This window comes from Arthrobacter sp. MYb213 (assembly GCF_002979915.1).
Taxonomy (GTDB): domain Bacteria; phylum Actinomycetota; class Actinomycetes; order Actinomycetales; family Micrococcaceae; genus Glutamicibacter.
In genome coordinates, this window is the sequence record NZ_PCQA01000002.1 from 102,028 (window position 1) to 124,962 (window position 22,935).

At 55.2% G+C, this 22,935-nt stretch carries 24 protein-coding genes and 1 riboswitch; of the genes, 9 read left to right on the forward strand and 15 right to left on the reverse strand.

The features are described 5' to 3' along the window. Positions 1-63 precede the first annotated feature (63 nt). The gene (locus CQ011_RS04765; protein WP_105675212.1) at positions 64-744 is read left to right on the forward strand and encodes an amino acid ABC transporter permease; all 681 of its coding nucleotides are present in this window, start codon (positions 64-66) and stop codon (positions 742-744) included. Next, on the forward strand, positions 741-1,562 hold the full coding sequence (locus CQ011_RS04770; RefSeq protein ID WP_105675214.1) for an amino acid ABC transporter permease: 822 nt from the start codon (positions 741-743) through the stop codon (positions 1,560-1,562). Before CQ011_RS04765 ends, CQ011_RS04770 begins: the two co-directional genes overlap by 4 nt. Before the next feature lie 89 nt (positions 1,563-1,651). Here the strand turns inward: CQ011_RS04770 and dapE are convergent, their stop codons facing one another. Then, positions 1,652-2,746, reverse strand: a complete 1,095-nt coding sequence (gene dapE / locus CQ011_RS04775; protein ID WP_286161092.1) for a succinyl-diaminopimelate desuccinylase — start codon at positions 2,744-2,746, stop codon at positions 1,652-1,654. A 74-nt stretch (positions 2,747-2,820) separates the two neighbouring features. Between dapE and dapD the strand changes: the two genes are divergently transcribed. Then, complete coding sequence (gene dapD, locus CQ011_RS04780; protein WP_105675218.1) at positions 2,821-3,777, forward strand: 2,3,4,5-tetrahydropyridine-2,6-dicarboxylate N-succinyltransferase; 957 nt, start codon at positions 2,821-2,823, stop codon at positions 3,775-3,777. A gap of 65 nt (positions 3,778-3,842) precedes the next feature. Here the strand turns inward: dapD and CQ011_RS04785 are convergent, their stop codons facing one another. The 4 genes from CQ011_RS04785 to fdxA form a co-directional block, all read right to left on the reverse strand. Beyond that, positions 3,843-4,460 (reverse strand): hypothetical protein, encoded by a 618-nt coding sequence (locus CQ011_RS04785; protein WP_105675220.1) that lies wholly within the window; start codon positions 4,458-4,460, stop codon positions 3,843-3,845. A gap of 126 nt (positions 4,461-4,586) precedes the next feature. After that, the gene (locus CQ011_RS04790; RefSeq protein WP_105675222.1) at positions 4,587-5,867 is read right to left on the reverse strand and encodes a citrate synthase; all 1,281 of its coding nucleotides are present in this window, start codon (positions 5,865-5,867) and stop codon (positions 4,587-4,589) included. Positions 5,868-5,965: 98 nt separating this feature from the next. Beyond that, positions 5,966-7,081 carry a succinyldiaminopimelate transaminase gene (gene dapC, locus CQ011_RS04795; RefSeq protein ID WP_105675224.1) on the reverse strand — a complete coding sequence of 372 codons (1,116 nt, stop codon included), beginning with the start codon at positions 7,079-7,081 and terminating at the stop codon, positions 5,966-5,968. 12 nt (positions 7,082-7,093) lie between these two features. Next, the gene (fdxA, locus tag CQ011_RS04800; RefSeq protein WP_105675226.1) at positions 7,094-7,417 is read right to left on the reverse strand and encodes a ferredoxin; all 324 of its coding nucleotides are present in this window, start codon (positions 7,415-7,417) and stop codon (positions 7,094-7,096) included. Between the two features lie 216 nt (positions 7,418-7,633). Between fdxA and CQ011_RS04805 the strand changes: the two genes are divergently transcribed. Both CQ011_RS04805 and CQ011_RS04810 read left to right on the forward strand, forming a co-directional pair. Further along, positions 7,634-7,882, forward strand: a complete 249-nt coding sequence (locus tag CQ011_RS04805; protein WP_105675228.1) for a hypothetical protein — start codon at positions 7,634-7,636, stop codon at positions 7,880-7,882. Positions 7,883-7,958: 76 nt separating this feature from the next. Then, entirely contained in the window at positions 7,959-8,456 is a 498-nt protein-coding gene (locus CQ011_RS04810) for a helix-turn-helix domain-containing protein (protein ID WP_105675230.1), read from the forward strand. 46 nt (positions 8,457-8,502) lie between these two features. Here the strand turns inward: CQ011_RS04810 and CQ011_RS04815 are convergent, their stop codons facing one another. The 7 genes from CQ011_RS04815 to thiO all read right to left on the reverse strand — a co-directional run bounded on the left by CQ011_RS04815 (position 8,503) and on the right by thiO (position 14,849). Next, positions 8,503-8,931, reverse strand: a complete 429-nt coding sequence (locus CQ011_RS04815; protein ID WP_105675232.1) for a hypothetical protein — start codon at positions 8,929-8,931, stop codon at positions 8,503-8,505. Further along, positions 8,912-10,822 carry a translational GTPase TypA gene (gene typA / locus CQ011_RS04820; RefSeq protein ID WP_105675234.1) on the reverse strand — a complete coding sequence of 637 codons (1,911 nt, stop codon included), beginning with the start codon at positions 10,820-10,822 and terminating at the stop codon, positions 8,912-8,914. Before typA ends, CQ011_RS04815 begins: the two co-directional genes overlap by 20 nt. A gap of 138 nt (positions 10,823-10,960) precedes the next feature. Further along, positions 10,961-11,500, reverse strand: coding sequence for a GNAT family N-acetyltransferase (locus tag CQ011_RS04825; protein ID WP_105675236.1), 540 nt, complete (start codon positions 11,498-11,500; stop codon positions 10,961-10,963). Positions 11,501-11,522: 22 nt separating this feature from the next. Next, positions 11,523-12,668, reverse strand: coding sequence for a ThiF family adenylyltransferase (locus CQ011_RS04830; protein WP_105675238.1), 1,146 nt, complete (start codon positions 12,666-12,668; stop codon positions 11,523-11,525). Further along, positions 12,665-13,471 (reverse strand): thiazole synthase, encoded by an 807-nt coding sequence (locus CQ011_RS04835; RefSeq protein WP_286161093.1) that lies wholly within the window; start codon positions 13,469-13,471, stop codon positions 12,665-12,667. Before CQ011_RS04835 ends, CQ011_RS04830 begins: the two co-directional genes overlap by 4 nt. A 2-nt stretch (positions 13,472-13,473) precedes the next feature. Continuing rightward, positions 13,474-13,719, reverse strand: a complete 246-nt coding sequence (gene thiS, locus CQ011_RS04840) for a sulfur carrier protein ThiS (protein ID WP_146112563.1) — start codon at positions 13,717-13,719, stop codon at positions 13,474-13,476. An 11-nt stretch (positions 13,720-13,730) separates the two neighbouring features. After that, the gene (thiO, locus tag CQ011_RS04845; RefSeq protein ID WP_105675242.1) at positions 13,731-14,849 is read right to left on the reverse strand and encodes a glycine oxidase ThiO; all 1,119 of its coding nucleotides are present in this window, start codon (positions 14,847-14,849) and stop codon (positions 13,731-13,733) included. Continuing rightward, a riboswitch (TPP riboswitch) is annotated at positions 14,845-14,944 on the reverse strand. It overlaps the preceding gene by 5 nt. 79 nt (positions 14,945-15,023) lie before the next feature. On the opposite strand from thiO, the gene CQ011_RS04850 reads away from it, so the two are divergent. Beyond that, positions 15,024-15,992 (forward strand): GNAT family N-acetyltransferase, encoded by a 969-nt coding sequence (locus CQ011_RS04850; RefSeq protein ID WP_105675243.1) that lies wholly within the window; start codon positions 15,024-15,026, stop codon positions 15,990-15,992. 105 nt (positions 15,993-16,097) lie between these two features. On the opposite strand, the gene CQ011_RS04855 is transcribed toward CQ011_RS04850, so the two are convergent. The 3 genes from CQ011_RS04855 to CQ011_RS04865 form a co-directional block, all read right to left on the reverse strand. After that, positions 16,098-17,375, reverse strand: a complete 1,278-nt coding sequence (locus CQ011_RS04855) for a mechanosensitive ion channel (protein ID WP_105675245.1) — start codon at positions 17,373-17,375, stop codon at positions 16,098-16,100. 321 nt (positions 17,376-17,696) lie between these two features. After that, positions 17,697-18,131, reverse strand: coding sequence for an OsmC family protein (locus CQ011_RS04860; RefSeq protein ID WP_105675247.1), 435 nt, complete (start codon positions 18,129-18,131; stop codon positions 17,697-17,699). Positions 18,132-18,135: 4 nt separating this feature from the next. Next, positions 18,136-18,639 carry a GNAT family N-acetyltransferase gene (locus CQ011_RS04865; RefSeq protein ID WP_146112564.1) on the reverse strand — a complete coding sequence of 168 codons (504 nt, stop codon included), beginning with the start codon at positions 18,637-18,639 and terminating at the stop codon, positions 18,136-18,138. Positions 18,640-18,965: 326 nt separating this feature from the next. Between CQ011_RS04865 and CQ011_RS04870 the strand changes: the two genes are divergently transcribed. Genes CQ011_RS04870 through CQ011_RS04880 form a run of 3 tightly spaced genes read left to right on the forward strand, consistent with a single transcriptional unit; the run spans position 18,966 to position 22,931 of the window. Further along, on the forward strand, positions 18,966-20,114 hold the full coding sequence (locus tag CQ011_RS04870) for an acetyl-CoA C-acetyltransferase (RefSeq protein WP_105675251.1): 1,149 nt from the start codon (positions 18,966-18,968) through the stop codon (positions 20,112-20,114). Between the two features lie 34 nt (positions 20,115-20,148). After that, positions 20,149-21,735, forward strand: coding sequence for a fatty acyl-CoA synthetase (locus CQ011_RS04875; RefSeq protein ID WP_105675253.1), 1,587 nt, complete (start codon positions 20,149-20,151; stop codon positions 21,733-21,735). After that, positions 21,732-22,931: an acyl-CoA dehydrogenase family protein gene (locus tag CQ011_RS04880; protein ID WP_105675256.1), complete on the forward strand. Its 1,200-nt coding sequence runs from the start codon at positions 21,732-21,734 to the stop codon at positions 22,929-22,931. Before CQ011_RS04875 ends, CQ011_RS04880 begins: the two co-directional genes overlap by 4 nt. Positions 22,932-22,935 lie beyond the last annotated feature (4 nt).

A 22,935-nucleotide genomic window follows, 5' to 3' on the forward strand; every position in this document is an offset into this window, starting at 1 on the left:
TGGCCAACGCCAGGCGCGGCACCAATGGTTTAGACCCATACCTTCTACCAAGGAGAACAAGCCGTGGAAGGCTACTTAAGTCTTTGGGATGAATATGGTGCGCGCATTATGGAGTCCTTCTGGGCTAACCTGCAGCTCACCTTTTGGGCGTTCCTGATCTCGCTAGTACTGGGTACGCTGCTTGCCATTATGCGCATCAGCCCGATCCCCAGCCTGCGTGCCTTTGGTACCGCCTATGTCAATATCTTCCGTAATACTCCGCTGACAATCATCATGGCATTCGGCGTCTTGGTGCTCTTCGGCGTATTCAAACTGCAAATCAGCAGCGACTTCAATCTGAACTTCTTCCAGATTGCCATCATCGGGTTGAGCATTTATCACGCCGCATTCTTCTGCGAAGCAATTCGCTCGGGTGTTAACACTGTGCCGTTAGGTCAGGCTGAGGCCGCGCGCGCTATCGGTCTGAGCTTCCTTCCGGCAGCTCAATTGGTCATCCTGCCACAGGCGTTCCGCGGTGCCATCGTTCCGATGGGCAACGTATTGATCGCGCTGATCAAGAACACCACCGTGGCTTTGGCTGGCTCCGTCGCCGAAATTTCGGGTCTGATGAAAACGATGATCGAGTTCCGGGCGGATCAGGGCTTCCTGATCTTCCTCACGGTGGCTTTGATGTTCGTGGTCATCGTTGTTCCCATCGGCCTGTTAGTTACCTGGCTCTCTAAGAAGTTGGCGGTTGCGCGATGAGCACTCAGTCAGTTCTCTTCGATGCGCCAGGGCCGAAAGCCAGACGTCGCATTCTCATTCTGAACATCATCGGCGCGTTGATCTTCTTAGGTCTCATCGCCTACCTGATCTACGGGTTGTATGGTGCTGGTCAGCTGACCCCAGAGAAGTGGAATGTATTTGCCACCGGGTCAGTATGGACCAACTTCATCCTGCCTGGGTTGATCAAGACACTTCAGTCGGCAGCGATTTCTATCGTTACTTCGCTGATTTTTGGTTTTATTTTCGGCATGGGTCGGCTCTCACATAACAAGTTCCTCAACTGGATCAGTACGATCGTCGTTGAGTTCTTCCGTGCGGTACCGGTCTTGCTGATGATGCTGTTCTTGTGGATCATGCTCGCCAATTCAGGCTGGGTACAGCCCCAAGATTCGCCGTTCTTCGCGGTGGTTATTGGTTTGACCCTGTACAACGGTTCGGTTGTCGCCGAGCTAATTCGTTCGGGTGTTCACGGTCTGCCTAAGGGGCAGCGTGAAGCAGGTATTGCTATCGGCCTGACCCGTACGCAGTCACTGAGCTTCATTGAGATTCCGCAGGCTCTGACGGCTATGCTTCCAGCATTGATTAGCCAGTTCATCGTGATCTTGAAAGACTCAGCATTGGGTTACATCATCAACTTCAACGAGCTGCTCTTCATGAGCAAGCTGGTCGGTACCGGTAATTCGAACACCTTCCAGTCGTTGGTGATTGCCGCGGCAATCTTCATTATTCTCAACTTTGCACTATCTAAGCTGGCCTCTTATGTTTCAGGTCGACTTAGCTCCCGAGGTATTGCCTAGGGAACTGCAGGTAACAACAAATCGGCTGGTGTCCGCCCCTCTTGGGGCGGACACCAGCCGATTTTGGTTTAAGCTCGTTGCTTTAGGGTTCAGTTGGCTTCGGTCAGCCAGAGTCGCAAAGTGTTCAGGCAATCACGGATGGCTTGCTGGCTCACATGCTCGTCATCGGTGTGCGCCAATAATGCGTCTCCTGGACCGAAGTTCACCGCCGAGATCTCTAGGGCGGAGAATCGTGAGACGTCGGTCCAACCGTATTTTGGCTTGGGCTCTTGTCCAAGAATCTGGACTAGGGAGGCCGCAATAGGCTGGTCAAGGCCCGGACGGGCCCCTTCGGCCCCATCGGTGCGTTCTACGTCAAAGCCCTCAAAGAGTGCCCGCACAGTGGCTTCCGCATCCGACAAGTTCTTATCAGGGGCAAACCGGTAGTTGACCTCGACCTCACAATAATCAGGAATCACATTTCCAGCTATTCCCCCACTAATGCGTACCGCGTTCATCGACTCACGGTAGGCAAGCCCCTCCACGTCCACGGTGGCGGGCTCATAAGAAGCCAAGCGAGAGAGAATCGGAGCGGCCTTATGGATGGCGTTCTCCCCCATCCATGCGCGTGCCGAGTGAGCCGCGGCGCCAGTAGTTCGCACCAAGAAGCGGCTCGTACCATTACAACCACCCTCAACCGTTCCGTTGGTGGGCTCAAGGAGAATCGCAAAGTCTGCATGCAATAGCTGCGCCGAGTTACGGGCCAATCTTCCCAGCCCGGATTTTTCTGCTGCCACTTCTTCATGATCATAAAAAATATAGGTCACATCAAAGCGGGGGTTAGTCAGTTCAGCCGCGAGAGCTAACTGCACTGCGACGCCACCTTTCATATCGGTGGCCCCACGCCCGTAGAGAACTCCGTCGGTGACCGTGGCCGGCACTGTGCCGCGTGCTCCGGCCACGTGCGGTAATGGAACGGTGTCTAAATGACCGGCTAAGACCACCCGTTGGGCACGGCCCAGATTGGTGCGTGCCACGATGGAATCCCCATCGCGGTGCACCTCCAGATGGCTGATGCCGCGTAGCGCCTCATAAACCTGATCGGCGAGGGCTTTTTCATTCCCTGAAACCGATTCAATGTTCATGATTCGTTCGGTTAGCTTGGCGACGTCTTCTCGAAGATTAAGTTCGCTCACAATACCCATCATTCGTCACTTTTTGATTTCGTTCCGCTGTCATTTATCAACATTACTCGCAGTGTAAACGCTACGATCAGAACATGACTTTTGAACCCGCATCAGCAACTTTTGACTCATCGGTACGTTTGGCTTCCGCCCATGGGCTGGCCACTATCGCAACTGACGGCACGGTTTTGGACGTCTGGTACCCAGCTCCCGTTCTCGGAGTGCTTTCGCAAGCCCCCGAACTATCCGGTGAATTAGCAGCAGCAGCAATAGATGACACACAACGTGGAACCACACAGAAGGTCATATCGCTCACCATTGATCTTGATGTGGCGCCGGCAGATACTGCAGATGTGTGGCTACGTTTGCACCTGCTCTCCCACCGTTTGGTGGCCCCGAATACCATCAACCTTGACGGGATCTTCGGTCACCTCGCAAATGTGGTGTGGACAAACTTCGGTCCATGTCAGGTCGCCGGATTCGAAATGACACGTCTAAAAATGCGCACGCGTGGAAACGTGGACGTGTACGGCGTGGATAAGTTCCCGCGCATGGTCGATTACGTCCTACCGTCGGGTGTACGCATCGCCGACGCGGATCGTGTGCGACTCGGAGCGCATCTGGCCGAAGGCACCACCGTGATGCACGAAGGTTTTGTGAACTTTAACGCTGGCACCTTAGGCACCTCAATGGTCGAAGGACGTATTTCGGCCTCGGTAGTTGTCGGTAACGGTTCCGATGTTGGTGGCGGCGCTTCCATCATGGGCACGCTCTCCGGCGGCGGCAAAGAACGTATCACCATTGGCGAGCGAGTTCTGCTCGGTGCCAATGCCGGCGTAGGCATTTCCATTGGTGATGATTGTGTGGTTGAAGCCGGACTTTATGTCACCGCCGGAACGCGAGTGCAGCTCGATGGCAAGAGTGTAAAGGCACTGGAACTGTCCGGAGTTCCTAACCTGCTCTTCCGTCGTAACTCGATCAGCGGCGCGGTCGAGGTTTTGCCTCGCGCCGGTCAGCGCGTGGAACTAAACAGTGCATTGCATGCTAACTAATTTTTAGCGGAACTCAACGGCGAGGGGCACACCACGGTGTGCCCCTCGCCGTTGTTGTAGAGGCTTCAGGGAAAGATGATGGTCACCATCGGCTGAATATATCCGTGAAAAGCTCGCCCATCACGTAATAATGAGGTACTGGCAACGATCGTCGCTCCCCCAATAAGCCATGCACGCGGCTCAGTCAATGGAATATCGATGACATGAATTTGAGTTTCTTTCACATCTTGGGCGTGCTCTACCCCGTGGTCGATGAGGATTCGTTCCACCTCATCCATGCGCGCAGGAATGTAGTCCTTTGACTGTTCGCTAAACTTCTCGCGATGCTGATGGGCGAACATAGTTGCTTGACCATAGTGAGCATGGGCCAGCTTAGCTAGTTCCGGATAGCAGCCGGCGCCGAGGTCCGCGAGCAAATCCATTGGATCGGTGTCAGTGGTTGGTTCGCGGGTAATCAGCGAATCCCACCACGAGGACCATTCTTGTTTAATCTGTCCCGGAGCCACCTGACGTTGACCACGGGCTTTTACTGCTGGGGCCAGAGCGGAGTTTGGTCCCACTTCCGAAGGATCTATTCCACCCAAGTCGCGAAGGTAGAGAGCCAACAGCATATTTGGATTGGTATTTATGGCCAAAGACCAATTATTGCCACGACGATAATACACGCGCACCACCTGACTCATCCAAGCAACAATGTGCTCTGTTCCCTAGGATACGCCGATACTCGGTGTTAAAACAGGAAACGGCCGGGCAAACACCTTAGTGCTTGCCCGGCCGTTTTTGAACCAGTTATGCGAACTATTTTAGGCTTAGACGCCTGGGTAGTTACGCTCGGTCTCGCCCATGTACAACTGACGTGGACGGCCAATCTTAAGTTCTGGGTCCTTGATCATTTCGCGCCACTGGGCAATCCAGCCCGGCAGGCGACCGATAGCGAAGAGGACGGTGAACATCTTCTCCGGAAAGCCCATCGCGGTATAGATCAGGCCGGTGTAGAAGTCGACGTTCGGGTAGAGCTTACGCGAGATGAAGTACTCGTCGTTAAGCGCAGTCTCTTCCAGCTTCATAGCGATATCAAGCAACTCATTCTTGCCCTGCTTAGCCAGCAAGTCGTGAGCGGTCTGCTTGATGATCTTTGCACGTGGATCGTAGTTCTTGTACACGCGGTGGCCGAAGCCCATCAGGCGTACGCCGTCTTCCTTGTTCTTGACCTTCTCCATGAAGTCTTCTGGAGAAATACCCGAGGACTGGATCTCGCGCAGCATCTTCAACACAGCCTCGTTGGCGCCGCCGTGGGCAGGACCGGACAGTGCGTGGATACCAGCCGAAACGGAAGCGAACATGTTAGCTTCCGAAGAGCCAACCAGGCGCACGGTGGAGGTCGAGCAGTTCTGCTCGTGGTCTGCGTGCAAGATCAGTAGCAGGTCAAGAGCCTTGACCACATCTGGATCCGGAACGTATGGCTCCGCTGCGGTGCCGAAGCACAGGCGCAGGAAGTTCTCGACCATGTTCATCGAGTTATCTGGGTACAGCAGTGCCTGTCCGATGGACTTCTTGTGCGCGTAAGCGGCAAGAACTGGCAACTTTGCCAATAGACGCAAGGTTGAACGCTCAACCTGTGCGTCGTCCTTTGGATCCAAAGAATCCTGGTACCAGGTCGACAGCGCCGAGACGGCCGAGGAAAGTACCGGCATCGGGTGCGCATCGCGTGGGAATCCGCCGAAGAAGCCCTTGAGTTCCTCGTGCAGCAGCGTGTGGCGGCGCAGGGATCCGTCGAAGGTTTCTAGCTGATCGGCGGTAGGCAGCTCGCCGTTGATCAGCAGGTAGCTGACTTCGGTGAAGCTCGAGTGCGCGGCAAGCTGTTCGATTGGGTAACCGCGGTAACGCAGGATGCCTGCGTCGCCGTCGATGTAGGTAATCGCGGACTTCGTGGCCGCGGTATTCATGAAGCCCGGGTCGTAGGTTACGTTCCCGGTGGTCTTCAATAGTGGCGCTACGTTAAAACCATCATTGCCCTCGGCAGCCGGGATAACCGGTAGCTCTAGGCTGGAATCACCAAATTGTAGCTGTGCAGATTTAGTATCTGTCATTGCATCTCCTAACCGGAAAGGCTTTAGTTCCGAAAGGTCAGTCGTCACGGTAGAACATACCGCTAATTGACCCATTCACGCTAATTCAACTGTCATCTTCACCGATTGGCGGAAGAGTTTAACCGCTCAACTGCTGCGGCTATCCGTTCATCGGAACCGGTCAGCGCTACACGTACGTGTAGTTCTCCGGCAGTTCCGTAGAAAGCACCTGGGCCGGCAACAATTCCAATTTCAGCCAAACGCTGTAGCGTCTGCCAACTGGACTGTCCTTCCGTGCACCATAGGTATAAACCTGCCACCGAGTCTTCGATGGTCAAGCCAAAGTTTTCGAGTGCCGGACGCAGCATTTCACGGCGCGCCCGGTATATCTCCCGCTGTGCTACGACATGCTCATCATCGCCCAAGGCAACAACCATCGCATGCTGAATTGGGCCCGGAACAATCATTCCCGCGTGCTTGCGACTGTTAACCAAAGTCGGCATCAGATTAGGGGCACCGGCGACAAAAGCGGCGCGGTACCCTGCAAGGTTTGACTGCTTAGACAAGGAGTAGAGCGAAAGGAGATTATCCAAATTTCCGTCGTTAACACGGGGATCTAAAACGCTAGGTACTGCGCCTTCGTATTCATCCCAGCCAAGTTCTGCGTAACACTCATCGGAGGCGACTACCGCGCCAAGTTCACGCGCTTGGAATACAAGTTGGCGTAACGATTCGAGGTCACGCACCTTACCGGTGGGGTTACCCGGGGAATTCACCCACACCAGTTTGACCCGCGCACGTTCTTCATCGTTGAGCTCATTGAGATCATCGGTAGCGATAGCGGTCGCACCGACCAATTTCGCACCAATGTCATAGGTCGGGTAAGCGATCGAAGGGCGAACCAAGATGTCCTGTGGACCCATGCCAAGAAGTAACGGAAGCCAGGCGACCATCTCTTTAGAACCAACGGTTGGCATGACATCATCGATGCTCAGCCCCGTGACCTGACGACGGCGTGCATACCAATCGACAATGGCCTGACGTACGTCTGGTGTCCCATGAGTGGTCGGGTAGCCGTGAGAGTTTGCAGCCTGCGCGAGAGCCTCTTGAATAACCTGTGGCGTGTCGTCAACGGGAGTACCGATAGAAAGGTCGACCACACCATCTTGGTGTTTGGCCGCCAGTTCACGGTATGGCGCTAACTGGTTCCAGGGGTAATCGGGGAGCTCAAGCATATATGCGGAAACCTAGTCTTGATTCTGAGGTGGCAGAGCACTGATCAGCGGGTGATCAGTTCCTGTATTTCCAATTTTAGCGGCGCCGCCCGGGGAACCAAGTTCGTCGAAAAAGTCGACGTTTGCCTTGTAATAGTCGGCCCACTGATCAGGCACATCGTCTTCGTAATAGATCGCTTCCACCGGGCAGACCGGTTCGCACGCACCACAATCGACGCACTCGTCGGGGTGAATATATAAGGAGCGCTCGCCTTCATAAATGCAATCCACCGGGCACTCTTCGACGCAGGCCTTATCTTTAAGGTCGACGCACGGTTGGGCGATGATGTAAGTCACGGGTACTGAGACCTTTCCTAGCGCAAATTCTAAGATTTCACTTCAGTTTCACGGATTTAACCTCTGGTCGTTGAATCCGCAATAAGCTCTAGCTACAGTCTAGTCCTGATACCCAAACAAGCGATCTCGCACACCCACCCTGTGACGTAATCGACGATTCACATTTCGCCCAAGGTTAACGAAGATGAATTCTTGTGCACTTAGATGACGGAAAATATGCTCAAATTTGAAGATCTTAACCCCGGCGACCGCATCGTGGTGCGTTATCGTCTGGCGCAGACATCCCCAGTGACCGGAAACGAGATCAGTAGCGATGCCCTCGGAGAGGTCCTCGCGGTCACCGCTGACACCGTGTCCATCAATACCAAGCGTGGCGCGCTGGACGTTGCCCGTCAGGCTATTACGCACGCCAAACGAGTCCCACCGCCACCGGTACGACGCTCACGACCGCCAACGCTGAAGTAGTTCGCTGAACGGTGTAGAAAACGACTTGCGATTTGAAAATACCAATCACTAGCTAATTTTCGCGTATGCTGGCAATATGCCGACAGACGATCTAGTCCAAGCCCGCGCACGAGCATTAAGCTCACCATTGCGGCTTAGAATTCTGCGCTTATGCCTGCATGAGTCCCGCACCAATAAGGAAATAGCCGACATTCTCGAGCTAAATCCAGCGACTTCATTGCACCACGTACGCACCCTAGTGGGCAGCGGTTTCCTTGCTGCGGAAGAGCCCCGCCGAGGTAACCGCGGAGCCAAGGAAGTGCCGTACCGTAGCACACGGCAGTCCTGGGGCACCCGAATTCCGGACGCCGCTCCCCTGCTGGTAGATACCTTCCTGCAGGAAATCGATGGACTTGAGCCACAAGAAATTCAGGTCATTCGTGTGGGTCTAAAACTTACCGAAGAGACACAAAAAGAAATGCTCGGCCGTATTCGAGAAATTATCGAAGACTACGCAATGCGTGAAGCGGAACCTGGGGGCGTAGCAACCTCGTTGTTCCTCGCCCACCACTTAGATGTCACCGGCAACAAATAAGCGTTTTAACCAAGAAAAACCCCAGCAATGCTGGGGTTTTTCTTGGTTAACGCTGACGTTTGCGAAGTACGCGCAATGCCATAAATAGCGAGATCACCGCGGGTACGATCATGCCATACATCCATAACAGCGAGGCGATGGTCGGACCGGGTAGATATTGCAGGTACTGCAGCGGCAAAATCATCGTGTCGTTTCCAAAATAGGAAATCGACCCGACAACCAGGTAGCAGCCGATAAAGCCCACCGCGCCGGCCCAGAGTTTGCCCGAGGCAACCACCGACCAGTACACCAGTAAGCCCAATAACAGCCAAGCCACCAGCACTCCCCAAACTAGCGGGATATTCCCTGCATAGCTCAGCGAGGCATGGATGGCGGTGCCCAGTAAACCGGAAACCACGGCAGCAACCAGACCGCGCACTAGCGCGCTGAGGTTACTGCCGACGGTAAGCGGCTGGTTAGCTCTTTGCTCGCGCACGAGTTGCCTTGGCACGATCGCTAGCGTTCAACAGAACCTTACGGATACGCACGGCATCCGGGGTGACCTCAACGCACTCGTCTTCGCGAGCGAATTCGAGGGACTCTTCAAGAGTCAGGTTACGTGGTGGGGTCATGTTCTCGAAGCTATCCGAGGAAGCTGCACGCATGTTGGTGAGCTGCTTTTCCTTGGTAATGTTCACGTCCATGTCATCGGCGCGCGAGTTCTCGCCAACGATCATGCCCTCGTAAACCTCGGAGGTAGGCTGCACGAAGAAGTTCATGCGTTCCTGAAGCTTGATCATCGCGAACGGGGTGACAACGCCGGAGCGGTCAGCCACGATCGAACCGTTGATACGGTATTCGATTGGACCGGCCCATGGCTCGTAACCTTCGGCCAGCGATGCTGCGATACCAGCGCCGCGGGTTTCGGTCATGAAGCGGGTACGGAAACCGATTAGGCCACGAGCAGGAACGATGAATTCCATACGAACCCAGCCGGTACCGTGGTTGGCCATATTGGTCATCCGGCCCTTGCGTGAAGCCATCAGCTGGGTGATTGCGCCCAGGTATTCTTCTGGCACGTCGATGGTCATGTGCTCCATTGGCTCATGAACCTTGCCGTCAACAACCTTGGTGACAACCTGTGGCTTGCCAACGGTCAGCTCGAAGCCTTCGCGTCGCATCTGCTCCACGAGGATGGCCAGAGCCAATTCGCCACGACCCTGTACTTCCCAAGCGTCGGGACGCTCGGTTGGCAAGATGCTCAGCGAAACGTTACCGATCAGTTCCTTGTCCAGGCGATCCTTCACCTGACGAGCGGTGACCTTGGCGCCCTTGACCTTGCCGGCCAGCGGCGAGGTGTTGATACCAATGGTCATCGAGATCGCTGGTGGATCAACGGTGATCAGTGGCAGTGGCTTCGGGTTCTCAAGGTCGGTGAGGGTCTCACCGATCATGATGTCTTCGATACCTGCAACTGCAACGATCTCGCCCGGTCCGGCCGATTCGGCTGGAACACGGGTCAGACCCTTGGTGGCTAGCAGTTCGGTGATCTTGACCTGCTTCATGGTGCCATCCTGGCGGGCCCAGTTAACCTGCTGGCCCTTGCGCAGCGTGCCGTTGAAGATACGCAGCAGTGCCAGACGGCCAAGGAATGGCGAGGCGTCAAGGTTGGTCACGTGGGCCTGAAGAACTTCACCTTCGGTGTAAGTCGGGGCTGGCACGTGCTTGATGATGGTCTCGAACAGTGGCTCAAGATCTTCGTTGTCTGGCAAGGTGCCATCGGCTGGCTGAGTCATCGAAGCGTAACCGGCCTTGCCGGAAGCGAAGACGATCGGGACGTTCAAGACCTTGTCTAGATCCAGATCTGGAGCTTCGTCGGCCAAGTCCGAGGCCAGTCCGAGCAGCAGGTCCATGGAGTCAGAGATGACGCCATCGATGCGGGAGTCGGGACGGTCGGTCTTGTTGACCACGATGATGACAGGCAGATCGGCGCTCAGTGCCTTACGCAGCACGAAACGGGTCTGTGGCAGCGGGCCTTCGGAGGCGTCGACAAGCAGAACCACACCATCAACCATGGACAGGCCGCGCTCGACCTCGCCACCGAAGTCAGCGTGACCCGGGGTATCGATGATGTTCATGGTCATGTTCTTGCCTTCGGCAGCTGGGCCGCTGTAGAACACGGTGGTGTTCTTAGCAAGAATGGTGATGCCCTTCTCGCGTTCCAACTCGCCGGAGTCCATCACGCGATCTTCGGTTTCACCGTGGCTTTCGAATGCACCAGTCTGCTGGAGCATTGCGTTGACCATGGTGGTCTTGCCGTGGTCAACGTGCGCAACGATAGCTACGTTGCGCAGGTCGTCGCGACGGATGAGAGTTGTATCTGACATACGGGAAGGCTCACTTCGTGTAGAGAATTTAGGGTCTCGGAGGCGGGGCCACAGTCGACCCAACATACTATTTTACGCGCTTCGGACAAGTACATCGTTTATCTGTGGTGGAACATACAGAAATAGCTTCATTAACGGCTAATAGCGCGCCGTTGAAATCCAATAACGCAGTTTGGTGTTTCCCCCGGTTTCATGCACCGTGGGGCGATTTTCATCGGCTTGTCCGCCGCAGGCGATGATCGTTGCCTCTGAAGCAACGTTCTGCTCATCACAGGTTACCAAAGCCGAGCGCACACCGTGGAATTTGAGCTCTTCTAGCGCAAATTCGCACAATTGTGTAGCGAAGCCTTGGCCACGATATTCCGGGACCACCGCATACCCCAGGTGTCCGCTGACCTCGCTCAGAAAATCGTTGAGCTCGTAACGCACCGAGATACGTCCTACGAGCTTTCCTTCGTACACCCCGACGAATAAACCGCTGCGCACCCACCCCTCGGGGATGAATTCGCCACTACGTCCTTCGCTCATGCGCTGTACGTAGCCGCTCCAGTTTTGCCGGGCTGACCAAGTGGGGAGAAAATCAAAATCATCGTCGAGCAACGCGTGATGAGCGGCAATTGCTTGCTGTTCATCGCCTTGTGATAGCTCTCTGATCAGTAACTTTTTGGTTGACTCCATAGCTTCAGTATGTCAGCACGACCTAGTAGTTCACGACCTGACCACGAATCTGCGCTAACCAGCGCAGCGTTCCACCTTGCAGGCTGAGCACCGGGGCAAGCATTGCTGGTCTCGCCGCGTTGAGCGTGAGCGCGGCGCGAACCGAGCGTGGCCCAGTTTTACAAACCGTCACCACCCGGGTTCCTTGCTCCCAATGAAATTGCTTCCAAGAGTCACCGGACAATTGATCCAGGGGTAGATGAATGCTGCCCTCAATAGTTGCCAGGGCACGTTCCCAGGGTTCTCGCACGTCGAGCAAGACTAGCTGGCCTTCGGCTCGCAACTTTTCTACTTCGCTCACGTCGATTTCCTCGCTCGACAAATTCACCGAGCAAGACTGGGGTTCATCATCACCAAGTTCTCGGACCGGCTCACGTTGCGGGTCGCGACCAAAATTCAAAATCTGCACGCCTGCGGTGAGCGCGTCGTAGAGCCACAGTTTCCCGGTTAACGGTTCTCCCACTTTGGTGATTGTTTTTAGCGCTTCGGTGGCCATCAACGATCCGACCACTCCGCACAGCGCACCTAATACCCCACCTTCGGCACAGGACGGTACCGAATCAGCCTCTGGCATCTCCGGGAAGATATCGCGCAGCATCGGACCGGATTGTGGATCAAATACCGAGACCTGACCCGAAAATTGGAAAATCGTTCCCCAAACCAACGGTGTACCGGTAATTTCCGCGGCATCGCTGGAAAGGTAGCGCGTCACAAAATTATCGCTGCCATCGATCACCACATCGTGTGCGGCAAAAAGTTCCACCGCGTTTTCTGGTGCCAAATATGTGGCATGACAGTGCACCGTAACCTCACTGTTGAGCTCCTGGGCGAGGCGTTGCACCGACGCAACTTTCAGTGCACCTTGGTCCTGTTCACGGTGCAAGATTTGGCGTTGCAAATTTGAAAGTTCCACACTATCCGGATCGATGACGCTGAGCTGTTTAACCCCGGCTGCGATCAGATAACTGGCAATAGGACTACCCAATCCCCCGGCGCCAATAATTAAGACCTTGGCGTTAGCGATACGGTTTTGTCCGGGGATTCCCACTCCCGGCAGAGTCAGATGTCGAGAATATCTAGCTAGTTGCGCCGCGGTTAGCTCTCGGGCTGGGCGCGGTTCGGCGCTCACGAGAAGTCACCGACGAGCGCCTGCATCATCCCGGAATCTGGGGAGGAAGCCAGAGCAAGGTCGCGTTGCACGATGCGTCCGGCCAACCTTGCCGCGCGACCGGCACGGACGGCATCACGCATGGCGGCGGCCATCAATGGCGCGTTATTGGCTCGGGTGACCGCGCTGGCTAACAGTACGGCGTCACAACCCAGCTCCATGGCTTTGGCCGCATCCGAGGCGGTACCTACCCCGGCATCTAAGATGACCGGCACCGAGGCTCGCGCGGTAATAGTGGAAATATTATGTGGGTTGAGGATCCCTAGGCCCGAACCGATCGGGGCGCCAGCTGGCATCACCGCGGCCACACCCAGCTGCTCTAATTTCATCGCCATGACCGGATCGTCATTGGTGTAGGCAAAAACCTGGAATCCGTCGTTAACTAGTTCCTCTGCAGCGGTAAATAGTTCAATCGGGTCCGGGAGGAGGGTGTGCTCGTCGGCGATGACTTCAAGTTTGATCCAGTTTGTCTCTAGAGCTTCACGCGCTAGCTGAGCGGTCAGTATCGCGTCCCGCGCGGTGAAACAACCGGCGGTGTTCGGCAGTGGGCGCACGGAATTACGTGCTAAAAGTTCATACACGGACCCGGAGCCAGCAGCGGCGAAGTGCCTGATCGATACCGTGGTCAGCTCCGTACCTGAGACACGGAGCGCGTGTTCTAAAATATCCAGCGAGGTCGCTCCCCCGGTGCCAAGGATCAGGCGAGAGGCAAACCGTACCCCGGCAACGTCAAATCCGTCATTGTCCATCGTAAGTTTTTCCATCTTCAGCCTCCCTGCGCTGCGGTGACTAGTTCTACTCGGTGCCCTGGTTGCAAGGAAAAATCATTCCACCCACTGCGTGGGACTACCGCAGAGTCCACCGCAACCGCAATGCCCAGACGTGATCCATCGCTGGCTCTGCCTTCTTCGGTGATTTGTTTTCCGGTATGAGTGGCGACCAGTTCACGCACCGTGCTGTTGGCGGCCATGGTGGTGGGTGTGGAATTGAGAAAAAGTTCTATTTCTTGCATGTTTTGATCTCCTAGAAAGTGCCGGTTTGCAGGTGGTCGTCGCCAAATCTTTCCGGCGAAACTGCGGCGAGTAGATGCGCGTCTTGTGGGTCATTGAGCAGTATCCCGGCGCCGAGTTGTGCTCCAAGCGGGGCTAACAACACCCCGTGTCGCGAGTAGCCGGTGGACAAGACAAGCCCGGCATCCAGCCGGCCAATCAGCGGCCTATCGTCCGGCGTGGTGGGGCGCGCGCGGACGATAGCTTCATTCAGCGTGGTATCCACGATGCCCGGCACAAGTCTGCGCGCATTGTCCAACAACGCATGTAGTTGTCCCACATTGACTTGTTCTTGTCCGTCTTCCCGGCTTGACGCACCCAGGACTAAACTTCCGTCGGCGCGTGGGACCAGATAGACCGGTTCACGGTGCACGATTCCGCGAACAGTTCGCTTGATCAAGGGGAAACGTGTGGAGCCTTGTAACCGTAAGATATCGCCATATACCGGACGTAGCGCGAGGTTTGATACTCCCGGAATTTCTCCCAATCCGGAGGCCAGAAGCACTTGGTCTGCAGAGATTCGCAGCCCGCTGGCAGTGATCACCCCGCTAGTTTTTGGCCCGTGGCTCAAGAGCCCCACCACGGTCTCGTGCACGATGGAGGATTCAAAGTAGCTGATCAGAATGTTCAGCAAAGACCGTGGATCCAATTGTTGATCTTCGGCGCAGTAAATGGCGCCAGCAATGTTAGTCGCCAGTGCTGGTTCAAGTTTGCGTGCGGCGCTCGGCATAAGTCTTTCAGCGCTGAACCCTAAAGAGTCTTGGAGCCGCTTTAATTCCAGCAGCGCATCCATATCCGCTAATTCGGCGGCGATCACCAGAGTCGAATTTTCAACGTAAGCGGCGCGCTGGCCAGTGGTCTGAAAAATTCGATCAATAAATTCAGGGTAAGCCTTGGCCGAACAGGACATCAGCCGGTGAAGTTGGTCTTGGCCCCAGGTGGTTTCGGCAGTTGGCGCGAGCATCCCGGCGGCCGCATGACTTGCGCCTAAGCCGGGTGCCGGATCAATGATTGTGACTTCAACGCCGCGGGCGTGAAGTTCGAAAGCTGTGGCGAGACCGATAATTCCGGCGCCCACAATGACAGTGTGCACGAAGGCAGTTCCTTCCTACGGCGGCATGACCCGCATCAGGTGTAGCGGTCGGCACAAAGCCCTCTCAGCCCTCTAGGGCTCCCGCGGAGTACTTGGATTATAAGCATGTCGGGGGTCACCTTTGCTAACTTCATGACTTCACGGACGTAGCTGTCTTGTGTTTTACTCGTTGCCATGCCCGAATTTTTTGTCCCGGGAGATTTGTCTCCTGATCACTTGGTAGCCGCAAAGATCATTGACGGCGAAAAGCTGTTACTTACGCGGCGCATTCGCCACGATCAGCAAGAGCTCAAACGGCTACTTCATGAAGATTTTGAAGAAGTTGGTGCCTCCGGCAGAAGCTACGATCGCGCCCAAATCATCGAGCAGCTCATGGATGAACCAGTCGAGGAATCACCTACCCTCCGATTGCTCGAGCCGCGCATCCAGCAGCTCAGTGAGACTCTGGTGTTACTCCGCTGGAAAACTGGCGCGGATAATCCGAGCCAGCGCACCTCATTGTGGGTCCATTCCGCTCATGGTTGGCAGTTGCTCTTCCACCAGGGAACCAAGCTGCCCAAGATCCCCGTTGATGTCGCGACCGCACCTCGTGATGAGTCAGGGACTCAAGCTTTTGTTCGTCCGTTGCTTCCGAGTGATGCACCCCAAGTTCTTGAGGCTTTCTCTTCCCACCCCGACATGGCGCGGCAAGGTGAGGTTCAAAATCTTGTTGAGGCCAAGAACTATATTCAGCAGCTACTAAAAAATCCTGAACAGCAAGTACCACTAGCAATAGTTCAAGGTACCGACTTAGTCGGTTTAGTCGCGGCGAGTATTGACTCCGGAAATCGCAATGCGTGGGTCTGGTACTGGATGAATGCGGCACATCGCGGTGGCGGATTAGCTAGCCGCGCACTGGCTGCTTTGGCTGACGAGCTTTTTGCCGTCCATCAGATGCACCGGTTGGAGCTGGGTTTGCGGGTGAATAATCCTGCATCTAAAAAGGTCGCTGAGCGTTGTGGTTTTGTGCTCGAAGGCCGCGAACGGGACAAATTTTTAATCAACGGTGAGCGGATCGATGTTCTAAATTATGCTCGGTTGATCACCGATCAGGTCCCGCCCATCACCGCGCTGACCTTACGCGGAGTTCAGCAGGATCGATAGTTCAATACAGGCTCGCAAATGCTGAATCTGACGACTCATTTTTGGACAGTAAAAGGTGGGACCGGGCAATCGGTCCCACCTTTTTACTGCGTCAAGCTCTAGATATTAGAACTCGTTTGGTGTTGTCGGAGGTGTGGTTGGTGACGGACGGGTTGGAGTCGTCGGTGCTGGACGAGTTGGCACGGTTCCGGTGCTAGCCGGTTCGTCCATCTTGTTCAGATCGATCTTCTCCAAGGTACGTGCTGCCGCATCGCGTCCACCCAGCCCGAAGGCGAGGGCTGCCGCGAGTGCTGCGCCAATCACGATGGCACCGAAGGCCATGTTGATGATCGAGTCGGCCAGGCCCATGTACTTCAAGCCCATCGCCACGAACAGTGCGATCGCGGTGTAGCGGACAATCTTCGAGGCCGTAGTATCGCCCATCAGTCGATGGATGACGTTTGCCAAGACGAAGCCAATCGCGATGATCACTGCGCCGAAGACGACCTTGCCGCCCAGCTCCAGCACCTCGTTGAGGATATTAGTGATTGCCGGGAAGTTCAGCATGCTTGCTGCCATGACGGCGAAGAACAAGATAATTGCGATCTTCACGATGGTAGCGAGGATGCCCGAGGCGCTCTGGCCTTCAGGAACTACTCCCCAACCGGCCACAACGCGGTCAGTACCGACTCCACGAAGGGTGGATTCAAGCAGTTTGCCAACGAATTTCGCAATCAGGAAGCCTACTGCCAGAAGTATCAGCGCCATGATGACCTGTGGAATGGCGGTCAGGACGATCTGCAGCATTTCCTGTGCAGGTACCGAAATAGCGGCGATACCAAGAACCTGAAGTGCAGAAATCGAGACGACCAACAGGATTAGCGCAAACACGATGTTGGCGATGACATCCACGATGGTCTGCTGGGTACGAATTGAAGTTTCCGGATCAACCTCTTCGGCGTCTCCGGGGGTAACCTTTCGGACCAAAGCGCTGAAATCAACAGTGCCCAGACCGGTCTGGATCAGCTGCTTGATGACGTTAGCAATCACGTAGCCGATGATGAAGATGAATGCTGCACCGATGAGATTAGGCAAGAAGCCCATCACACCGCCGAGCAAATCTTGCACCGGAGAGAGCACCTCGGTTAGCGCGAAGACCTGGAGTATGGCAACCAGCCCGAAGAGCCAGACAATCAGCCCGGCGACTTTACCAAGGGAATCGCCGATCTGCTTTCCGTCGGTACCTGGTTTTTGGAGGAACTTGATCTTGGTGACGAGCTTGGAGACAGCCCATTTAACAACTTTTGCTATCAGCCAAGTGACAATGAGGATAACTAGCGCGATGCCTACTTTTTGTAGCATCGACGCCCAGTCAATGTTTCCTAATACGTTCTGAGATTGCATTACTGCTCCTTCAACGTGGGGATGATTTAGACCCTACGACGAGGATTTTTTGCTGACTAGGGCAAATTAGCTACAAGGGGCGGGTAACGCGAAGAAATTCAGGTAATCCACCTTCGGATTCAGGATCAAAATCAGTAAAACTCTACGCTTTCGATAGCATTCCGCGCTTGGAACCTACGAATCCAGTGATACTTAAAATTATTTTCAGATCCTTAGATCAAGTGACCAATATGTGAGTTCCCTGTATAGATAAAAGTAAAAACCCGCCATGAGCAATGCTGAGCTATGGCGGGTCTAAAAATTCATTTAGTGCAGGTAAAACTAGCTTTTGACTATCTCACTGGTTACCTTGGCGCCCAGTTCAACCGTGCGCGAAACTGTGCAATATTTATCGTGTGAGAGCTTCACGATGCGTTCGACCATACCTGCTGCCTTACGTCCCTCTTCGGTGTCCGGGAATTTAAGATCAAAACCGAGACGGATGTCCTCCATCCGGCTGGCACCATCCTCAGTGAGCTTGTCACCCGATGCTGTCACTTCAAATTTCTCTGGTTCGCTTCTCCGAGTCGTGGCAACGTCAACATCGATACTCGAACAACCGGCGATGGCCGCCAAGAGAAGTTCAACCGGGGTCAGTAGACCCTCAGCCTGTCCGAATTCAATACTCGAACCGGTTATGGCACTCGTGGCCTTATACGTACGTGATGCGGTTCGCACTACACTGACTTCACGAACTTCGCGACTATTTTCACTCATAGTGTTATCGTCGCACGACCTTAGCGCCGACACCGGCATGACGCAGTAGAATATTCGCCGCGGGTTCGGTGCTCAGGTTCTGCTCCGCGGATAGCTCAAATCCACAGCTACGGAAGAAATCGATTCCTGCGGCATTCTGCGCACTGACTACCATCTGCACATTCGTTTGCTTCGAATGAGCGAATGCCGCTAATGCTCTTCCTACGCCAGCGTGGCGGTGTTCGTGGTGAACCCACAGTAATTCGACCCGATCGTCTCCCATGGACATAAACCCCACGATCCGCGTCCCGAGCTGTGCAACATAAACCAGTGATCGTTGTGCATAAACGGTTTCGAGTGTGGGGGCCACCGAATTCAGATCGCTAACCGAGAGAAAATCTCGCCGCCCCTCAATCGAGGAACGCCAAACGTCTAAGAGCTCCGGAACTTCTTCAACCCCGAACCAGGGACGGATCATCAAAGCTTCATCCGCCGAACTCGGCGAATTCTCGCCAGGCTTAGAACTCACTGAATAATCCTCCTCCAACAGTTCCAAGGCACTTCCTACTGAATCGTAACCTAGTGCTTTGTCGGCTCTCACATCAACTATAAAAATAGGTTTGACACTAAAAGGTAGCCCCACCGCAGTATTCGCCGCACTGGCCTAGTCGCTGGACTAAGCCATCCCTGCGTTGCTCCGCTGACTGACTGCCACCCCACGCGCCCTGTGAGCTAGACAACACTGGCAGTCTTGGGCATTCTTATTTCATACCCAGTGGTTGTGTGAATTTTCGTTTTCACGACTGGAAACACGAATAATGCCGTGCGACGGTGCACTATTTTGGAGGATCATCTATGTCCGAGGCTTACATCATCGACGCACTGCGTACCCCGGTAGGACGCCGCGGCAAGGCGCTTTCGCAGGTTCATCCTTTGGATCTTGCCGCTACCCCACTAGCCGAGTTGGTACGCCGAAACAATATCGACTCGGAGCAATACGACGAGATCATCTTGGGGTGCATCGATCAAGTCGGTCCGCAAGCAATGGACATCGCCCGCAGCGTGTGGTTAGCCGCGGGGTTGTCCGAGCAGGTGCCTGGTACCACCGTAGAACGTCAATGCGGATCCGGTCAGCAAGCAGTGTCTTACGCCGCTCAAGGGGTCATGAGTGGCAGTAGCGACCTCGTTATCGCCGGCGGCGTGCAATCGATGTCAAGCATTCCGTTGTCTTACTCCAACGTGGCCGCGAAAGAATTCGGATTCCCTGATCCGTTCAGCGGATCAGCACTGTGGTCACAGCGTTATGGAAGCCAAGAGATTTCGCAATTTCGCGGGGTGGAGATGATGGTTGACCGGTGGGGACTTTCCCGAAAAAGCCTCGAAGACTTCGCCGAAATCTCTCATCGGCGAGCCCTTGATGCCCAGCGTGAAGGCTATTTTGACCGAGAAATCCTGCCGATAGCTGGCTTAGAAATCGATGAGGGGCCCCGAGAGGTGGACCGGGCAAAAATGGCTTCGCTTGCCCCAATCGTTGCTGGCGGACAGCACACCGCGGCCACCGCTTCGCAAATGTCTGACGGCGCTGCCATGCTACTCATTGCCTCCGAAGCTGCGGTCAAACGCTACGGGCTCAAACCCCGAGCTAGGATCCACCACGTATCAGCACGCGCCGATGACCCAGTCATGATGCTTTCGGCCCCCATTCGAGCCACCGAGCATGCATTGGCGCGCACCGGGATGAGATTGCAAGATATGGACCGCATCGAAATAAATGAAGCTTTTGCCGGGGTTGTCCTCGCATGGCAACACGAGACCCAAGCAGATATGGACAAGGTCAACGTCAATGGTGGAGCTATCGCCCTGGGTCATCCGATCGGCGCTACCGGAGCCCGCTTGTTGACCTCGTTGCTGCATGAGCTTGAACGCAGTGACACCCAGTGGGGACTGCAAACCATGTGTGAGGGTGGCGGACAAGCAAATGTCACCATTCTCGAAAGACTCTGAAACCACTAACGCGACCCTTCTATCAGGAGCACCGATGATGAACTATGTACCTCCCGTAGCCGCAGAAACCAGCAACACCATCGGAGCCCTATTACGCCGGAGTACCGCGCGAAACCCCGAGGCTACAGCCTTGCTCTTCGAAGACCGGCGGTGGACCTACCATGAGTTAGAACTTGCGGTACAGCGAGTCGCGCGCAGGCTGGTGGATGCCAACTTCCCTGCGGGCTCACGGGTAGCAGCTTACGCAGCAAATTCCGATGCCTATGCGATCCTCTTCTTGGCTTGTGCCCTGACCGGATTAGTTCACGTGCCGGTGAATTTCGCATTGAAGGACAAGGAATTGAGCTACCTGCTCGAAGACTCCGGCGCGGTGCTGGTAATCACCGACGAACAGCGCGCCTCGCTGGTGCATCAGGTCATGGAACAGGGCCAGACACCAACCGTGGAGCAAGTTTGGGCGTTGCTTCCCACCGAGGAGCGGCACGACTCCATTCTGGATACCGCTATGGATCCAAACGCCCCGGTAGCGATGATGCAAAATGCTCACGTCGCTAGTTCAGCTCTGGCCCAGCTGCTCTATACCTCCGGCACTACCTCCGCGCCTAAGGGCGCGATGATGACCCACGCATCGTTGATGGCACAATACGTTTCGGCGATTATCGCCCTAGATCTCACCGACGAGGATCGACCGCTCATTGCGATGCCGTTGTATCACTCGGCAGCCATGCACGTTTTTTTGCTGCCCTATCTTTCCCTAGGTGCCAGCATCAGGCTTCTGGCAAAACCAGACATGGCGCAAATGCTTGAGCTGGTTGAGTCAGAACGAATCGGTTCGCTATTTTTGGCGCCTACGGTGTGGGTACCGCTGAGCAACCACCCGGATCTAGCGACCCGCGATCTTTCCTCGTTGGCGAAGGCGCAATATGGTGCCTCGATCATGCCGGTCACCGTCTTACAGCGGCTACGTGCACGGTATCCGAAGATCGCCTTCTACAATTGTTTCGGTCAATCCGAGCTCGGCCCGCTATGTTCGGTACTGCGCCCCGAAGAACATGAGGCACGTCCTGCCTCCTGTGGCCGCCCGGTGTTCTACGTCGAAGCTCGGGTCATCAATTCCACCGGCGACATCGCACAAGCCGGAGAGCCAGGCGAGATTCAGTATCGTTCCCCACAAGTAATGCTCGGGTATTGGAACAAACCAGAAGCTACCGAAGAAGCGTTCGTGGACGGTTGGTTCCGCTCCGGAGATCAGGTGACCGTGGACAGTCGCGGCTACATTCAGGTGGTTGATCGGATCAAAGACGTTATCAATACCGGCGGAGTACTCGTGGCGCCACGTGAGGTGGAAGATTGTATCTACGAACTTGAACAGGTCGCCGAGGTGGCTGTGCTCGGGGTAGCCGATGAGCGGTGGATTGAAGCGATCACCGCCGTGGTAGTTCTCAAAGAAGGCGCGCAATTGACGGCCGAATCGGTGCGCAGCCATGTCAGAAGCCGCATCGCAGACTTCAAAGTTCCCAAACGTGTGGACTTCGTCGCGCAACTGCCACGCAATCAATCGGGCAAATTACTCAAGCGCGACCTGCGTGCCCAACGTACCGGTCAAGGAGCACAAGGATGAGTTCAGAAGCATCGATACGGTATGAACTAAGCGAAAGTCTCGATACAGATTATTTCTGTGCCTTCGCCGACGCTACCGCGCAAGACCATGAATTTTGGAATACCGCCAAAACCTATGGGGCAGAAATATTGCCGCAGATCAACCACTACTGGGAGCAAGCGCACTACCCGGTCCAGCTGGTACGCCGGATGGGTGCACTGGATCTGCTGACCGACGGACTGAATATCCCCGGGCACCGGGTGATGTCTCCCCTGGCTGCTGGGTTGGTAGCTATGGAAATTTCCAGAGCCGATGGTTCGATGGCGGCTGCCGCCGCGGTGCAAGGTGGGCTGGTCCTGCGTAGTCTGGTGCTCTTTGGTAGTGCCGAGCAACAGGACCGTTACCTCCAGCCGCTGGCTACCGGCTACTTACTGGGCGGGTTTGCACTCTCCGAGCCCGGGCATGGCTCCGATTCGGTGAGCTTAGCCACCTCGGCACGTCGCGTTGGTGACCGCTGGGTTCTGAACGGACATAAAAAATGGATCGGCAACGGCGCTGCCGGAGGGATCACCATTGTCTGGGCGCGTGACGAGGCTAATTCGCAAGTCAAAGGTTTCATCGTTGACCAGCAAACGCCAGGATATTCAGCTGAAGTCATCGGCGGCAAAGGGGTACTGCGTGCCATCGACCAAGCCGAAATTTCCTTGCGGAACGTCTCAGTAGGTCCTGAAGCACTGTTGCCTTCGGTCGCATCTTTCAAGGATGTGTCCCGCGCCTTGGTAGAGACTCGGGTAAACGTGGGGTGGTCTGCGTTGGGCCACGCATTGAGCATGTTTGAGGCGTGCCTGCATTATTCAAAAAACCGTACCCAATTTGGTAAGCCCCTCGGTGCACATCAAATGGTCCAAGAACGGCTGGCACAAATGCTGGCAGAACTAACAAATATGCAGTTACAGTGCCGAGCGGTAGCCTCCGCGCAGGCGGCTAATAGTTTGCTCCCTACACAGGCGTCGCTCCTGAAATATCACAACACGCGAGCTGCCCGGCGCATCGCGTCGATCGCGCGAGATCTGCTTGGCGGCAACGGAATCTTATTGGAAAACCATGTGATTCGTCATCTAGGTGATGTCGAAGCGTTGCATACCTATGAGGGAACCGAATCCATCCAAGCCCTTATTTTAGGCCGAGACCTCACCGGGTTTAGTGCCTTCAGCTAAAACA